At 53.7% G+C, this 15,591-nt stretch carries 15 protein-coding genes; 10 read left to right on the top strand and 5 right to left on the bottom strand.

Annotation, left to right across the window (positions count from 1 at the left end; genetic code table 11):
- The first annotated feature begins 39 nt into the window (after positions 1–39).
- Positions 40–477 (top strand): hypothetical protein, encoded by a 438-nt coding sequence (locus AB4Y96_RS08935; protein ID WP_091877307.1) that lies wholly within the window; start codon positions 40–42, stop codon positions 475–477.
- 62 nt (positions 478–539) lie between these two features.
- The gene (locus AB4Y96_RS08930; protein WP_441916738.1) at positions 540–983 is read left to right on the top strand and encodes a hypothetical protein; all 444 of its coding nucleotides are present in this window, start codon (positions 540–542) and stop codon (positions 981–983) included.
- A gap of 97 nt (positions 984–1,080) precedes the next feature.
- Here AB4Y96_RS08930 and AB4Y96_RS08925 read toward each other — a convergent pair whose 3' ends face one another.
- The gene (locus AB4Y96_RS08925; protein ID WP_441916736.1) at positions 1,081–1,980 is read right to left on the bottom strand and encodes an AraC family transcriptional regulator; all 900 of its coding nucleotides are present in this window, start codon (positions 1,978–1,980) and stop codon (positions 1,081–1,083) included.
- A gap of 151 nt (positions 1,981–2,131) precedes the next feature.
- Here AB4Y96_RS08925 and AB4Y96_RS08920 point away from each other — a divergent pair, with 151 nt between their 5' ends.
- Together AB4Y96_RS08920 and AB4Y96_RS08915 are read left to right on the top strand one after the other, a co-directional pair.
- A complete protein-coding gene (locus AB4Y96_RS08920; RefSeq protein WP_441916734.1) occupies positions 2,132–2,980 on the top strand; it encodes an SDR family NAD(P)-dependent oxidoreductase in 849 nt (282 codons plus the stop codon).
- A 76-nt stretch (positions 2,981–3,056) separates the two neighbouring features.
- A complete protein-coding gene (locus AB4Y96_RS08915) occupies positions 3,057–3,548 on the top strand; it encodes a DUF1203 domain-containing protein (protein ID WP_441916732.1) in 492 nt (163 codons plus the stop codon).
- Between the two features lie 53 nt (positions 3,549–3,601).
- On the opposite strand, the gene ald is transcribed toward AB4Y96_RS08915, so the two are convergent.
- Entirely contained in the window at positions 3,602–4,717 is a 1,116-nt protein-coding gene (gene ald, locus AB4Y96_RS08910) for an alanine dehydrogenase (protein ID WP_091877302.1), read from the bottom strand.
- A gap of 155 nt (positions 4,718–4,872) precedes the next feature.
- Between ald and AB4Y96_RS08905 the strand changes: the two genes are divergently transcribed.
- Together AB4Y96_RS08905 and AB4Y96_RS08900 are read left to right on the top strand one after the other, a co-directional pair.
- Positions 4,873–5,361: an Lrp/AsnC family transcriptional regulator gene (locus tag AB4Y96_RS08905; protein ID WP_091877301.1), complete on the top strand. Its 489-nt coding sequence runs from the start codon at positions 4,873–4,875 to the stop codon at positions 5,359–5,361.
- A 97-nt stretch (positions 5,362–5,458) separates the two neighbouring features.
- On the top strand, positions 5,459–7,435 hold the full coding sequence (locus tag AB4Y96_RS08900; RefSeq protein WP_441916729.1) for a bifunctional 2',3'-cyclic-nucleotide 2'-phosphodiesterase/3'-nucleotidase: 1,977 nt from the start codon (positions 5,459–5,461) through the stop codon (positions 7,433–7,435).
- Here AB4Y96_RS08900 and AB4Y96_RS08895 read toward each other — a convergent pair.
- Both AB4Y96_RS08895 and AB4Y96_RS08890 read right to left on the bottom strand, forming a co-directional pair.
- The gene (locus tag AB4Y96_RS08895) at positions 7,425–7,742 is read right to left on the bottom strand and encodes an MmcQ/YjbR family DNA-binding protein (RefSeq protein WP_441916728.1); all 318 of its coding nucleotides are present in this window, start codon (positions 7,740–7,742) and stop codon (positions 7,425–7,427) included. The genes AB4Y96_RS08900 and AB4Y96_RS08895 overlap by 11 nt on opposite strands.
- 41 nt (positions 7,743–7,783) lie before the next feature.
- Positions 7,784–9,046, bottom strand: a complete 1,263-nt coding sequence (locus tag AB4Y96_RS08890; protein ID WP_091877297.1) for an SAM-dependent methyltransferase — start codon at positions 9,044–9,046, stop codon at positions 7,784–7,786.
- 660 nt (positions 9,047–9,706) lie between these two features.
- Here AB4Y96_RS08890 and AB4Y96_RS08885 point away from each other — a divergent pair.
- The 4 genes from AB4Y96_RS08885 (at position 9,707) to AB4Y96_RS08870 (ending at position 14,321) form a co-directional block, all read left to right on the top strand.
- On the top strand, positions 9,707–10,213 hold the full coding sequence (locus AB4Y96_RS08885; RefSeq protein ID WP_091877295.1) for a Csu type fimbrial protein: 507 nt from the start codon (positions 9,707–9,709) through the stop codon (positions 10,211–10,213).
- 25 nt (positions 10,214–10,238) lie between these two features.
- Positions 10,239–10,958 carry a fimbrial biogenesis chaperone gene (locus AB4Y96_RS08880; protein ID WP_091877293.1) on the top strand — a complete coding sequence of 240 codons (720 nt, stop codon included), beginning with the start codon at positions 10,239–10,241 and terminating at the stop codon, positions 10,956–10,958.
- Between the two features lie 85 nt (positions 10,959–11,043).
- Positions 11,044–13,356 carry a fimbria/pilus outer membrane usher protein gene (locus tag AB4Y96_RS08875; RefSeq protein WP_441916726.1) on the top strand — a complete coding sequence of 771 codons (2,313 nt, stop codon included), beginning with the start codon at positions 11,044–11,046 and terminating at the stop codon, positions 13,354–13,356.
- On the top strand, positions 13,353–14,321 hold the full coding sequence (locus AB4Y96_RS08870; RefSeq protein WP_441916725.1) for a Csu type fimbrial protein: 969 nt from the start codon (positions 13,353–13,355) through the stop codon (positions 14,319–14,321). The genes AB4Y96_RS08875 and AB4Y96_RS08870 overlap by 4 nt, the downstream gene beginning before the upstream one ends.
- Here the strand turns inward: AB4Y96_RS08870 and AB4Y96_RS08865 are convergent.
- Positions 14,318–15,562 (bottom strand): diguanylate cyclase, encoded by a 1,245-nt coding sequence (locus AB4Y96_RS08865; RefSeq protein WP_441916724.1) that lies wholly within the window; start codon positions 15,560–15,562, stop codon positions 14,318–14,320. The two genes, AB4Y96_RS08870 and AB4Y96_RS08865, sit on opposite strands and share 4 nt — an antisense overlap.
- Positions 15,563–15,591: the final 29 nt, after the last annotated feature.

Below are 15,591 nucleotides of genomic sequence, written 5' to 3'. Positions count from 1 at the left end.
CTGTACTAGCGAGACATATCACTTATCGGGGGATACGATATGAAATTTACGACAGTATTGACTGGCCTTGTATTGGTGTCATCGGGCCTATTGATGTCCGCATGTCAAACTGCTGATCCGACTGCGACAAAAACTGGCTCTGGCTCTGAGACCGCTTCGGTAAAATCGGGCGTGAAAACCCAACTTTCAGGCTTTTACAAAGTGAATGACGATTGTTCCAGTCGTGTTCCTCCTGAATTGAAGGCCGTTTCTGGACCCTCGCACGGAACGATTGATTTCTCCCGTGGCAGTTCCCGCCCTTCATTCAGGGAAGGTGAACGCCGGCACAAATGCAATTCGCAGAACGTTTCCAAGATTTATGTGAGCTACACGTCAACATCAGGTTTTGTTGGCAAGGACTCCGTGACGATCTCGTCCAAGACCGCGGGCAGTGATTTCTATTCATATGTGAACTTCACTATCAACGTTACGAATTAGATTGATCGCGACGTTCTCCGTCGCCAATACGGACTGGGCTTCAATCATTGAGGAATGACAACATGAAAGTTGGTAAAGCGTTTGCGGGTTTGGTGTTGATATCATCAGGTCTATTGGTTTCCGGATGTTCGACGCCAACTGTCCCGGGAAAGGTCACAGAGGGTTCAAGTATTCGATCAGTTAAAACATCAGCTGGAAAATCAGTGGGTTTAACGAATGTTGTTGGCCAGAACCCTGACTGCTCGATAAGCCGCGCGCCCAAGGTAAAGGTTTCATCGGCACCGTCTCATGGAACTATTCGTTTCAGCAATGTTTCAGGGCTCATGCCGAAGGGACCGGGACCAACGCCCAATAAATGTCATTCCCGGCGTATTATCGCTGTGGCTGCAACATATACGCCTGCACCGGGCTTTGTCGGCACCGACACGGTAACGCTTTCCAGCAATTTTGCGGGTTATGACCAATATTACGAGTATTATTCGTTTAACATTACTGTAACGAAATAGCTTTGGGGACATGAGAGGTGGCTGCGCCGCCGTCTCTGGTTCTGGCATGTGTCTGAGTTGCCCCTAAAAAAGGGGCATGCATGGCAGAATCGAACCACTAGGCGAGTGCCGGTTCTGGGATAGGAATTGATCTTATCCGCGTAACATCTTTGCCGGGTGGAACGCCGAAGAGGCGCCGATATTCGCGACTGAATTGCGATGGACTGTCGTAGCCCACCGCAAAGCCGACAGAGGCAACATCACGGGATTCTGCTATCAGCCATGCGCGCGCCTGCTGCAATCGAATTTGCTTTTGATACTGCAATGGGCTCATCGCTGTGATTGCTTTGAAATGGCGGTGAAAGGCGGAGACGCTCATTCCTGCTACATCCGCTAAATCTTCAATCCGGAAAATCTCCGCATAATGGGCACGAATCCAGCGGATGGCGCGGTTGATCTGCGAAAGACGGCTGTCCGCGAGGCCGATCTGGCGTACCGAACTTGCCTGTTCACCATTGAGAAGACGCCAATGTATTTCCCTCTCCAGCATTGGCCACAGGACTGCGAGGTCATCTGGCCTATCAAGCAATCGTAAAAGCCGCGCTACTGCGTCAAGCAACTCGGTTGGAGCGACACTGACTGCTAACCCGATAGCCTCGCCGTTTTTCTGATGGCCAGTTGTTGCCTCCAATAAAAGTGATGCGATCACCGACGGGTTGAGACTTAACCGGAATGCAAGATAGGGCTGCTCGGCGCTTGCCTCAATGACGTGGCCAGCAATCGGGAGGTCGAGGGAGACGATAAGATATTGACCGACACCATATTCAAACAGCCTGTTGCCGACCAATGTCCGTTTCGCGCCTTGAGCGACGAGCCCGAAGGCAGGCTCGTAAAAGCCGTTGATCGGCTCTGTCGGAACGGTTGAACACAGTAGTCTGACTCCCGGAAGCGGTGTGGCCTGACCGTCAGTTCCGATATGGCGCGCAATGAGGGATCGAATTTCGGCAAGCTGTTCCATAGCCTACTCAATCAAGATGAATGCAAGAGCGCAAGAACGAAGCGCACAATACGCGCAGGGTTGATAGGATTGTGCAAGAATGCGCGCGCTTTGATCTATCCGTTTTCCGGTTTGGCATGGTTCCATAAGGTTCAATTCATGGAGACCCAAAATGCAGAAAACATGGTTTATTACAGGTGCTTCGCGTGGACTGGGCGTTGAGATCGCAAAGGCGGCGATCCGGGCCGGAGATCGCGTAGTTGCCACAGGTCGCAAGAAAAGCGCTGTAACCGAAGCGCTCGGACCGGATAGTGAGCAATTATTGGCGGTTGAACTGGATGTCACCAATGCAGATCAGGCACAAAGTGCCGTGCAGGCGGCAGTATCGCGTTTTGGTACAATCGACGTGCTGGTGAACAATGCCGGTTATGGTCAGCTCGGCTTCTTCGAAGAAAACACGGCGGAAACGGTCAACACACAGTTCGCGACAAATGTGCATGGGGTATTCAATGTCACCTGGGCAATACTGCCGGTCATGCGCGTTGCCCGCAAAGGCCGCATCTTCAACATCTCCTCGATTGCCGGGCTTCGCGGCGGCGAATTTGGTTCGCTCTACAGTGCAAGCAAATTTGCGCTTGAGGGCTTTTCGGAATCGCTTGCTCTGGAGATCGCACCCTTCGGGATTTTCGTGACAATTGTCGAGCCCGGACCTTTTCGCACGGATTTCCTCACTGGAGATTCGCTACGCATCGGGGATGAGAATGCGATCGCTGATTATGACGTCAGGCGGGAAAGCATGCGCGCCAGTTTTGAAGCCCGCAATGGCAGACAGCCTGGCGATCCTGAGAAGCTTGCCGATGCCATGGTACTTCTGTCCAAAGAAGCTAAGCCGCCAATGCGATTTGCTGCTGGTGCCATGGCTGTCAACAACGCTGCAACCAAGCTTGCCACGATGCAGGCCGAGCTTGAGTTCTGGCGCCAGTTGTCGCTGAACACCGATGGTCCTGACGGTAGCTGGTGATTATCGAGATCAGCAGGAATCGGGTGGTTTGCTCCTGTGTTTGGGTGTTTTCTTCGATGTAACGAAGGAGGTTCCCATGAGCACGATCCAGTTTACTGCCATGACAACAACACTCGCCCGCCACTATCAGGCCGGTGGTGTCGACGCCAACGGCCAGACGCCGGAAACACATATCTCAGATGGTGACGGCGTACCTTGCCGTCACTGCCTGCAGAATGTGAAAGCTGGTGATAAATATCTTGTTCTTTCGCACCGCCCGTTCCCGGCACCGCAACCCTATGCGGAAACTGGTCCGATTTTCCTGCATGCGGAAGAATGCGGGCGCTATGATGAAATATCAGACATGCCCGAGATGTTTCGCGAGAACAGTGACTACATCCTGCGCGGTTATTCCCGTCAGGACCGGATTGTCTATGGCACAGGCGGCGTGATTGCGACCGACAATATTGCAGCGCGGGCAGCGGAGCTTCTGAGACGTGACGAGGTGGCTTATGTGCATATGCGTTCGGCCAGGAATAATTGTTTCCAGTGCAGGATCGACCTGCATGAACTTAGTTTTGCTATCTGAAATAGAACAAAAGCCCGGGTATGGCCCGGGCTTTTCTTTTATTAAATGGCATGTCAGGCGGCGAGAACTGCCTTGGCTTCCACCATTTCCAGACCGAGTGCTTCAGCGACGGCCTGATTGGTGATGCGGCCTTTGTGAACATTGAGGCCGTTGCGCAAATGCGGGTTGTCGACCAGAGCCTTGACGCCGCGGTCTGCCAGCTGCAGGCCATATTGCAAGGTGGCATTGTTCAGCGCATGGGCAGAGGTGACAGGCACGGCACCGGGCATATTGGCAACGCAATAATGGATCACACCGTCGACTTCGTAAGTCGGCTCGGAATGGGTTGTGGCGTGGGATGTTTCAAAGCACCCCCCCTGATCGATGGCCACGTCAACAATCACAGCACCCTTTTTCATGCCCGAAAGCATTTCGCGGGTCACGAGCTTCGGCGCTGCTGCCCCGGGGATCAGTACGGCACCCACGACGATATCGGCGGAGAATACTTCCTCATCAAGGGCTTCAATAGTCGAGTACCGTGTGTGGATTCGGCCATGGAACAGATCATCGAGCTGACGCAGGCGAGGGATCGAACGATCGAGAATGGTCACATCTGCGCCAAGGCCAGCGGCCATCTGTGCCGCATTGATGCCGACAACGCCGCCGCCAATGATCGTGACTTTGCCGGGCAGAACGCCGGGCACGCCACCCAGCAATACGCCGCGCCCGCCATTGGCCTTCTGAAGTGCCGTTGCACCGGCCTGAATGGCAAGGCGTCCGGCAACTTCTGACATTGGGGCAAGCAGTGGCAGTCCACCACGATCATCGGTGACCGTTTCATAGGCGATGGCTGTTACCCCTGATGCGAGCAAGCCTTTGGTCTGTTCCGGGTCGGGGGCGAGGTGGAGATAGGTATAGAGGAGCTGACCTTCGCGCAGTTGCGCCCATTCGGATGGCTGCGGCTCCTTCACTTTCACAATCATATCCGATTGCAGAAAGACTTCTTCGGCAGTCTTGACGATCTTTGCGCCAGCCGCCTGATAGGCTCCGTCATCGGCGCCTATTCCAGCTCCAGCTCCGGACTGGATAATGACCGTGTGGCCATGTGCAACATATTCGCGTACGGCCCCCGGAGTGAGACCGACGCGATATTCATGGTTTTTGATTTCTTTCGGGCAGCCTACACGCATTTACGCCTCCTCTTGAGTGTTCTTCAAAGTTCCCGTTTGAGGTGCGTATGACACCATGAATCGCTTCGCATGTCCTTGCTAAGCAATATCGACGGAAAGGATTTTTTCGAATATTCTTGCGTCGAAATAGCTATTTGTCGAAGAAAGATCGAACAATGACACTAGACAGGATTGATATCGCTATCCTCGATAGCCTGCAAAAAGATGGCCGTATGTCGAATGCGACGTTGGCGGAAAAGGTCGGCCTTTCACAATCCGCCTGTTCACGCCGACTGGATATTCTGGAGAAGACGGGCGTTATCAGGGGGTATCATGCGCGCCTCTCCAATAAGATGCTCGGCCATCCCGTTACGGTAATCGTCAATATATCCCTGTCGGGGCAGGCGGACAAACAATTACGTGAGTTCGAGACTGCGGTGCGTCGTTGTCCCAACGTGCTCGTCTGCTATCTGATGTCCGGGGAATATGATTATCTCCTGCGCATCGCTGCCAAGGACCTGGAAGATTACGAGCGCATTCACAAGTTCTGGCTTTCCGCCATGCCGCATGTGACGAAGATCAACTCCTCCTTCGCTTTGCGTGAGGTGGCGGATCGTACCGGCCTTGGTGTTGAAACCGCGCTCATCGAAATTGCCGGTAGCTGATTGCTGACTGCGATAGGCCGTGACAAACTCATCATAATTCGGTGATCTATGGCGGCTAACAAAGCCGCTTACATTCCATTCAAGCAGGAGCCTCGTCATGCAAGAACTCTTATCTGCTCTCACCCGCCGTTCATTTCTTGCAAGCACGGCCGCAGCCGGTGCGGCGGCAATCCTGCATCCATTTTCAGCGCTGGCTGCTGCTTCGCAGGCGCATCTGCGCATTGTGGCAACGACTGACCTGCATGTGAACGTTTATCCCTATGATTATTACGCCGACAAGGCGAACGACACGATGGGGCTTGCGCGCACGGCATCAATCATTGCCAAGATTCGTGCTGAATCAACCAATTCGGTTGTCGTCGACAATGGAGACTTTCTGCAGGGCAATCCCATGGGCGATTACATCGCCTATGAGAAGGGCATGAAGGATGGCAATGTTCATCCGATCATCAAGGCCATGAATACCATCGGGTATGAGGTTGGGACGCTTGGCAATCATGAATTTAATTATGGCCTCGACTATATGGACAAGGTTCTGGCCGGTGCTGGCTACCCTTATGTCTGCGCCAATCTGGTCAAGGGCGAACTGGCGGCAAAACCAACCGATGATCCGCTTTACATGAAGCCCTATCTGATCAAGCAATATGAGATTGCTGACGGTGCCGGACAGAAACTACCTGTTAAAGTTGGCTTTATCGGTTTCGTCCCGCCGCAGATCACGCTTTGGGATGCGCAAAATCTCAAAGGCAAGGTTGTTACCCGCGATATCGTTGAGGCGGCCAAGGCGTGGGTGCCGAAAATGAAACAAGAGGGCGCTGACATTATTGTCGCGCTGTCGCACTCGGGCATTGCGGCTGGGCAGACCGACGGCATGGAAAATGCTTCGCTCTATGTGGCAGGCGTTGAGGGCATTGATGCCGTTGTCACGGGGCATCAGCATCTGGTTTTCCCTGATCCAAAAGATTTTGCCGGTATTGAAGGTGTCGACGTCAAGAAGGGCACTTTGCAGGGCAAGCCAGCCGTCATGGCGGGTTTCTGGGGTTCGCATATGGGGCTGATAGACCTTCTGCTTGAGCGTGATGGTGACAAGTGGAAAGTCGCTGATTTCACGACCGAGGCGCGGCCGATCTATGAGCGTGTCGAAAAGACAGTAAAGCCGCTGGTCGAAAGCCGTGCCGATGTGCTGGAAGCAGCCAAGGCCGATCACGAGGCGACGCTCGCCTATGTCCGCCGCCCCGTAGGCAAGACGTCGGCGCCGCTCTACTCCTATTTCTCACTGGTTGCCGATGATCCATCGGTGCAGATCGTGTCCAATGCACAGACCTGGTACATCAAGGACATGCTCAAGGACACGCAATGGAAAGATTTGCCTGTCCTTTCCGCCGCCGCGCCTTTCAAGGCCGGTGGTCGCGGTGGTGCTGATTACTATACGGACGTTCCGGCAGGTGACATCGCCATCAAGAATGTTTCTGATCTCTACCTCTATCCCAATACGGTGCGGGCTGTGGCCATCACCGGGACGGATGTGAAAGAGTGGCTGGAAATGTCCGCGGGTATTTTCAAGACTGTGGAAGCAGGCAAAGCCGACCAACCGCTGATTGATGCCAGTTTCCCGTCCTATAATTTTGATGTGATCGACGGCGTTTCCTATGAAATTGATCTGTCGCAGCCAGCGAAATATGGTTCGAAGGGGGAACTCACTCACGCCGACAGCAATCGTATTGTTAACTTGACCTTTAATGGCAAACCGATTGATCCTGCACAGAAATTTGTTGTTGTGACAAACAATTACCGGGCAGGAGGCGGTGGCAATTTCCCGGGGATTAACGAGAGCAAGGTTATATTCGTTGCGCCTGATACCAACCGCGACGTCATTGTGCGCTACATTATCGACCAGAAGACAATCAACCCGTCGGCGGATGACAATTGGAAGTTCGCGCCGGTGAAAGGTGCGTCCGTGCTGTTTGATACCGGCCCAAAGGGCAAGAATTTCATCGCTGATGTGAAAACATTGAAGATCGAGGAAGCGGGAGACGGCGAAAACGGTTTTGCCCGTTATCGCATTACGCTTTAGGCTCGATGAGTTTCTTCAATTTGGCTGGCGCTCTTGCCAGCCATGCAAGTTTGATGCGGTGTGAAAGCTCTGCATCCGTGATCCTGTCGAGATGGATCAATATATAGGGCCAGCCTTTGAAGTGATCCGTCTCGAAATAGATATCGGGGGCACTTTCCATCAGAAGCGGCTTTTCCTCCAGCGGACAATGGATTGCAAATGTATCGGCATCCTTGAGACGTCCGAGGAATGCGCTCTTGAGTTTCAGCGATGGCGTACCGTGCGTCGTGCTTTGGTTCAGTTCCGGCAGGTGCAGGGCTTCCGCCAAGTCCCATATCCTCTTGAAGACCGTGTTAAGCGAGACTTCGKTCATGATCTGTAAAATACCTGCCGCACGTCGATATATTCCGACCTGAACCCGGCTTCGCAATAATACAGGTAAAATTCCCAAAGCTTTTTGAATCTGCTGTCAAAGCCCAAATGTTTCAGCTTGTCCCACGAGCCCCAGAAACGTTCGCGCCATTCGGCAAGGGTACGGGCGTAGTCCTGCGGAAAAATGCTTTCACGATAGAGATCAAGGCCAAAATCTCTGCCAAGACTTTTCAACTTTTCCGGAGTTGGCAGCATGCCGCCCGGAAATACATAACGCTGGATGAAATCCGGGCGCTTACGGTAACGCTCAAACGAGTTCTCGTTGATGGTGATGATCTGCATGCCGGCGCTTCCGCCGGGAGCAAGGCATTCCTTTACCTTGCCAAAAAACACCGGCCAGTATTTTTCGCCAACGGCCTCGAACATTTCGATGGAGGCAATATGGTCATACTTGCCTGTTTCGTCGCGATAGTCCTGAAACTTGATTTCGACCTTGTCCGACAGGCCAGCCTTGCGCATTCTTTCCGTGGCAAAATCGAACTGTTCGCGGCTGATGGTCAGCCCGGTGACGCGGGCACCGATTTCACGCGCAACAAATTCGGCAAAACCACCCCAGCCGCAGCCAATTTCGAGCACCTTACTATCTCTGGTGATACCGATATTGCGGGCGAGGGCGCGGTATTTTGTTGTCTGCGCTGTTTCAAGGTCATTGGCGCCCTCCGCAAAAAGCGCCGAGGAATAGGTCATGGTTGGATCGAGCCACTCGCGGTAGAACGCATTGCCCAGATCATAGTGCGCCGAGATATTCTTGCGCGAACGGCTGCGGGTGTTTTCGTTCAGCCAGTGACGCAATCGCTGCACGGTGTTGACGAACCAGTTTGTTCCGCCCGCGATGCTTTCGCCGATCTGGTTGTTCACCACAAAGAGTTCCAGAAAGGTTGTTACGTCAGGGCTTTCCCAGTCACCATCCATATAGGATTCTGCAACGCCAATGGTGCCGGATGAAAATGCACGGCGCGGCAGGTTCCAGTTGTGCAGCACCAATGCTGCATCCGGGCCCGAAGCCTTACCCCCCACCTTGAATATCCGCTGGTCCGGCGTGGTGATCGTCAGCGTTCCGCGTGGCAAGTGGGCTGCAGCGCGCAGTGCCGCCTGAACCTTTAGTGGCAGGCCTTTCAGCGCAGCGCCAACATTCTCGGGCGTAAGCCATTTAAGCTGCCCCAGAGCGTCGGATGTGTTGGTTTTTCGTTGCTGTGCCATGTGCGTTATCTTCCATGCTTATGAAGCAATCTTCGCCGTCAAAAAGCAAATGTTCAAGAGCAATTCATCGGGTTGCTGCGTGACACTTGGATTAGCTGGCGAAACAACGCTCTGTTCCGATGACAAGATGACAATAAGAGGACAGGCGGATGGCCACGGCTCGCGAGGGGAAGGCTGTCATCTTTATGGTTCTTCCAAGAGCAACAAAAGTAAATTCAATAATACTTTTGATTCGATTTTACGCCATGTGCGAATAAACACGTGGATTAGTTGCCGATATACAATAGTGAATTATAAAACGTTGATGATATTGCCGTTGCTTTGACGAATGATTATGCGAACATTTGATCAACTTAAAGAACAATAGAATTTTTTTGATAGTAGAATAAATCAAGATATACGAAAATATCCAAATAATTCAAAGAGTGCGTAAAATTTTAGAATATCAATATTTATGATGATAACGAGTGCGTAGGTGACGTTATTTGTACAAACAAACACATAGCGACACGACATCGTTTCAATTACATAAGATTTTTGACTGTTCGATAAGTTATTTTAAAGATATAAGGCATAAGTATTGTATACAGAATAACTACTGGGTCATTTGTAATGAATCAGAGGTAGTTGCCGCTGGCACGTATACCTTGAGGAGGATGAATGAGTTTCGGATATTCAACACGTAGATTCGCCGCAGTGGGATTGGCAGCTATCTTTGGCTTTTCCAGTCCGGCGCTTGCCGCCACGGCGACCGGTAGCTTTGGTGTTCACATCACCATCCAGTCGTCCTGTATTCTGGTCAGTGCGACTGACATGACCTTTCCTAATACTGGCGTTATTGCAGCGGATGTTCCGTCCACAAGCGCACTGTCGGTCCAGTGCACCAATGCAACGCCTTACAATGTTGGATTGAATGCCGGAACCGGAGCGGGTGCAACGGTAGCGGTTCGCAAAATGACTGGCCCGGCTTCTGCAACCATTAATTACTCGCTGTATACGGAAGTAACCCATGCAACTGTCTGGGGAAATACGGTGGGTACCGACACGGTGGGCGGTACAGGCAATGGTGCTGCACAACCACTCACGGTTTATGGGCTTGTTCCGGCTCAGACCACTCCGGCAATCGGCACCTATAACGATACGATAACGGTGACCGTTACCTACTAAAGTTTTAGACAAAAAGGAGAACGAGATGCGATCCATGCTTAAACGCATCGGAGCGATGGGGCTCTTTATGCTGTTTTGCAGCACAGCCAATGCGGCTTCACTGCGTGTAGCACCCACCAGCCTTGATCTGACTGCACCGGGAAGCGCTGCTGTACTGACGCTGACAAATCAGGCGAAGCGACCAATTAACGTGCAGGTGCGCGTTTTCCGCTGGACTCAGGTCAATGGTGTCGAGCAACTCGAACCAACAAGTGATGTGGTGGCAAGTCCTCCATCAACCGTTCTGACTGGCAATAAGGATTATCTGGTACGGGTGATCAGGGTTAGCAAAAAGCCGGTGGCGGGTGAGGAAAGCTACCGGGTGATCGTTGACGAATTGCCTGATCCGTCGCGTCGCAAGGGCGGCACCGTCACGCTGGTCATGCGTTATTCCATTCCGGTGTTCTTCAAGGACGCTGATGCGTCGGCACCGAAGGTAGCCTGGACGATCAAACGCTCTGGCGGCGGGCTTGTGCTTGCTGCGCGCAACGATGGCGACTCACGGCTGCGCCTTTCCGATGTGCAGTTGATGCAGGGCGGGCGTGAAATCGGTACACGAAAGGGGTTGGTCGGCTACGTCCTTGGTGGCGCTTCGATGCAATGGCCAGTGGGTGGCGGTAAAGCGGTGTCTGCCGGTTCCATTGCCCTGAAGGCGCAGAGCGATTCTGGACCGCTTGATGTCAGCGTTGCGGTCAGCGGCCGCTAGTCTTGTTGTGGCACTCTGCATAAGCCCGTGCATTCTTACCTCTGGACGGGCTCAAGATACCAATGCTGTAGAAGCGGAGCAGACCGTGCCGCAGCCCGGCATCGCACAGGACCTCTATTTAGAGGTCTTCATCAATGATGAACCGACCGGATTGGCAGGCGCTTTTCGGCAGCTGGCGGATGGCGGGCTGTCAGCACGTGCTGAGGAATTGAAGGAAGTTGGACTGAAGCCGGTGTCAAGCGCCCGGGACAAGGATGGCTCGATCCGGGTTGATCGCCTGCCTGACGTCCAATACCGCGTGGATATGGAAAACCAGCGCCTTTACGTGACCACCAATGACGATGCACGGGCAGCCAAACAGATCGATATCAATCCAAAGCCGGATGACGACCATCCAAAACCGCAATCAAGTTACGGTGCGGTACTGAATTACTCGCTCTTTGCCAGCAGTGACAACCTGTTCTCGGGCAATGCCAAGCCGTTTCAGGGAATATCCGGCGGTTTTGATGCCCGGTTCTTCAGTCCCTTCGGCACGCTCACTCAGTCTTTCACATCAAGCGCCAGCGATACGGATTTGCAGGGGTTCAAGCGCCTCAATACAACGTATACCTATTCGGACACGGAGAGGCTGATTACCTATCGGGCTGGTGATTTCATTTCCGGTGGTTTGCAGTGGACCCGCCCCGTTTATCTTGGCGGCCTGCAGGTCCAGCGCAATTTTCACCTGCGCTCTGATCTGGTCACCATTCCGATACCCGTTATCTCTGGCTCTGCCGCCGTACCGTCGACGCTTGAAGTCTATACGCAGAACGTCAAGACCTATAGCGGCACGGTACCATCCGGCCCTTTTCAGGTGACTAATTTCCCTGTGTTCACCGGATCTGGGCAGGCGCAAGTGGTGCTGCGTGATACGCTTGGCCGCGAAACCAAAACCATGCTGCCTTTCTACTCGTCCAGTCTTTTGCTGCGCAAAGGTCTTCTGGACTTCTCCGGTGAGGTTGGTTTTCCCCGGCGTGATTTCGGTACTGAATCGAGCGATTATGCCGGTGACGCGATGGGGATCGCCACTGTCCGCTATGGCGTCAGCGATTTGCTGACATTGGAAGGACACTTTGAGGGCGGCGTTGATCTGCTCAATGGCGGTGTCGGTGTTGCGTTTCCGATTGGCGGCTATGGTGTCAGTTCTCTGGCGGTGGCGGGAAGCAGTCATGACGGCGATACAGGTTTTCTCGTCAATGGTTCGGTGGAGCTCAGCTATCGCAATTATACCGTCTTTGCCCGCATGCAGCAGGCATTCGGCAATTATGATGACGTTGCGTCGGTTTCCGCCGATACAAGCCGGCTTTCGGTCTTTGATCCAGCGGGGGTTGCCATCTTCAGTCCACGCGTGCCGCGCTCGTTGGCACAGGTGACCGTGTCCGCGCCGGGGCCATTTGAACGCTCCAATCTCAATTTGTCTTTCACGCAGATTGAAGCGGCAAACGGAGAGAAGAACCGTATCATCGGTGCTTCCTTCAGTCAGACGGTGTTCAAGAACAGTTCGTTCTATGCAACTGCTTTCACCGATCTCGAAAATAGCGACAGCTTTGGTGTTTTTGCTGGCCTCACCATTCCGTTTGACAACAACATCACTGTTACAACCGGCTACGAACAGACGGCAAGCGGTGCCTCCGGCGTCGTCGATATCGCCAAGTCCGAGCGTCTGGAAGAGGGCAGTTATGGCTGGCGTCTACGCACCCGTGAAGGTGACAATCCAGACCGGCTGGCCTCGGCGAGTTATCGCGGGCGCTATGCGCGCGTACAGGGTGATGTCGAGCAGTTTGACGGGAATACCCGCGCGAGCGCGCAGATTGATGGCGCGCTTGCGGTGGCCGCCGGTGGTGTATTTGCCACAAACCGCATCAATGATGCCTTTGCGGTCGTGGATGTCGGCGCGCCTGATGTTGAGGTTCTCTCGGAAAATCGCCCGGTTGGCAGAACCAACCGCAGCGGCAAAATACTTGTGCCTGACCTGAATTCATATGAGCCAAACACAGTGGCCATCGATCCAAAGAATCTTCCCGTTGACGCAAGCATAGGATCAACACGCAATATCGTTGTGCCGGCGGACCGCAGCGGCGTCGTCGTCGATTTCCATGTGAGCCAGACGTCTGCCTCGGCCATTGTCAGCCTGGTGGATGGGGCCGGCAAACCGCTGGAGGCTGGTTTGCGCGGACATATTGACGGTTCAACGGACGAATTTGTCGTCGGCTATGACGGTGAAGCCTTCATCGAGAAGCTGCGTGCCCAGAATATAATTATCATCGAGCGTCTGGATGGCAGCAGTTGCAAAGCGCAGTTCACCTATCGCGCCCAGCCGGGCACGCAGGTCAAAATCAGCAATGTGGTGTGCTCATGAGGAACTGGCTGTTCCGGTTTGTCTTTTTCGTCGGCGTCCTGCTGCTGCCCGCTGTTGTCTGGGCGCAATCCTGCACCTTTACAGTTCCCGGTATCGTGTTCTCCGGGAGTACGATTCCGGGCAATGTCATCAACAGCATGACGACGGTGAAAGCGGATTGCTCCGGTTTGCTCGGTCTTGGCCGCAAAGTGCTGGTTTGCCCTGATTTGAACGAAGGCAGCGGCGGAGCAACCGCCAGCGCGCGCAAGATGTTGAGTGGTGCCAATGTGCTGAATTATCAGCTGTTTCAGGATGCCGCGCGCTCCATCGTGTGGGGTTCGGCAACATGGCCTTACGCCGGTCGCGCCCCCGGATTTCTGGTGGAATTTACGACAATCTTGGGTCCGTTGCTCGGTAGTGGCTCGACCACGATCACTCTTTACGGCCAAATTCTTGCCAGCCAGCAAGCCGCGCCTGCCGGGACCTATATCTCGACGTTTACGGGGGCCAATGCCACTTTTCATTTCCGTTATGATGATGGTGCAGGCTGTACGGCCGCCTCGGGGTTGACGGGTTCGCCGCCCGCGTTCACCGCACAGATCACGCTCGCCAATGATTGCCTTGTCACGGCGCAGAATATTGATTTCGGCAACAGGGGGCTGCTCAATGCCAATATTGATCAGACCGGTCAGGTGAACGTAACCTGCACACCGACCGTGCCATATACGGTTTCGCTCAGTCTCGGTGGGACCGGAACAAGCCCGACGGCGCGTAAAATGACCGGGACTGGCGGTGTCGTCACCTATGGCCTCTACCGGGACACGAACCGCACGTTGCCTTGGGGAAATACGATAGGAACAAATACTGTTGCGGGCACTGGCACTGGCACATCACAACCCATCATTGTCTATGGGCGCGTTCCACCGCAGACAACACCGGCGCCGGGTAGTTACAATGACACAATCATTGTCACGGTAACCTACTAAAGCGTTATGACCTTGTTCTTGCCCGTGCGCTTGGCGCGGTAGAGCCGCTCATCAGCCTTGGCAAAGAGCTGATCGAAATTCTCGCCATCTCCCGGAAAATTAGCCACGCCGATGCTGATCGTGACGTTTTTCACGTTCTGATAAGGTGACGCCTCGACTGCCGTGCGTAGCCGCTCGGCGAGGGCGGATGATCCCTGACTTGAAAGTCCCTGACAGATTCCGATGAATTCCTCACCGCCATAGCGATAGAAATGATCGGTCTTGCGGGTATTGGCCAGCATTTTGCGCGCCGTTTGCTGCAACACCATGTCGCCGGTCTGGTGGCCATAGGTATCATTGATGCTTTTGAAATCGTCGAGATCAATGGCGATCAGGCTGAATGTCGACCCTTCTTTACGCGCTTCGGCAAAAAGGCGTGGACCTTCACTCGTCAGGCTGCGCCGGTCGCGCGCGCCGGTCAGGCTGTCACGCCCGGTTTCTTCCAGAAGCCGTTCGTATTTTTCCCGGTAAGTCAGGGTTTCGAATACACCGCGCAGGCTCGCTCGCCGTTCATTTTGCGGCTCATCCTTGAACCAGCGCAGATAGGCCGTCACCATCAGGCTATAGACCAGCGCCGCACCAAGCTTTGCCACCCAGCCGCCCCATAGTGCGGATACTGGCGTACCGGCGACATAGTGCAGTGCCACGAAGAAGCCGATCTGGTCGAAGCTCAGGATGACAGCCGAAACGATGAAAATACGTAATGCCTGATGTCGCGCAAAGAAGCGGCCAAGCTTTTCGTAAAACAGGATAATGGCGATGGAGTCAATAAAGAGGAGAGCGGTGCCCAGAACCATCAGCATGCCCATTTCATCGACAAAATCGAGATCAGGCTGACGGCTGGTCACCAGCTGAACCGTTTCGTGATTGCGCGCGATGAAAAGGAGCCCGATCAGCAGAAAATTGCCGATAAGAAGGCCATAGATAGGCTGGCGGACCGTGAGCGCATCCTCCTTGATGTAAAGGAGAAGGATCATCATCAGCTTGCCACTGAACAGGACAGTAGAGCCGGGGGAGATGATGCCAAACGGCAACTGAATGTAGAAAAAAGCGGCCAGATAGGTCTCAAGGAAGTGCATCACACCGAGGGCGCACAGGAAAACCCCGAGGCCGTAGCGTTTTCGCCAATGCAGCAGAGCTGTCATCACGGCGAAATAGACAAGCGCCTCGATCATAAGCAACAGGATATTGAGTGCAATCATTGCCGATAGTGCCCCTCAGCCAAGGCAAT

It is taken from the genome of Phyllobacterium sp. TAF24 (genome assembly GCF_052113785.1).
Taxonomy (GTDB): domain Bacteria; phylum Pseudomonadota; class Alphaproteobacteria; order Rhizobiales; family Rhizobiaceae; genus Phyllobacterium.
The sequence above is the reverse complement of the archived record's forward strand: the minus strand, read 5'-3'. Positions and strand labels throughout refer to the sequence as shown.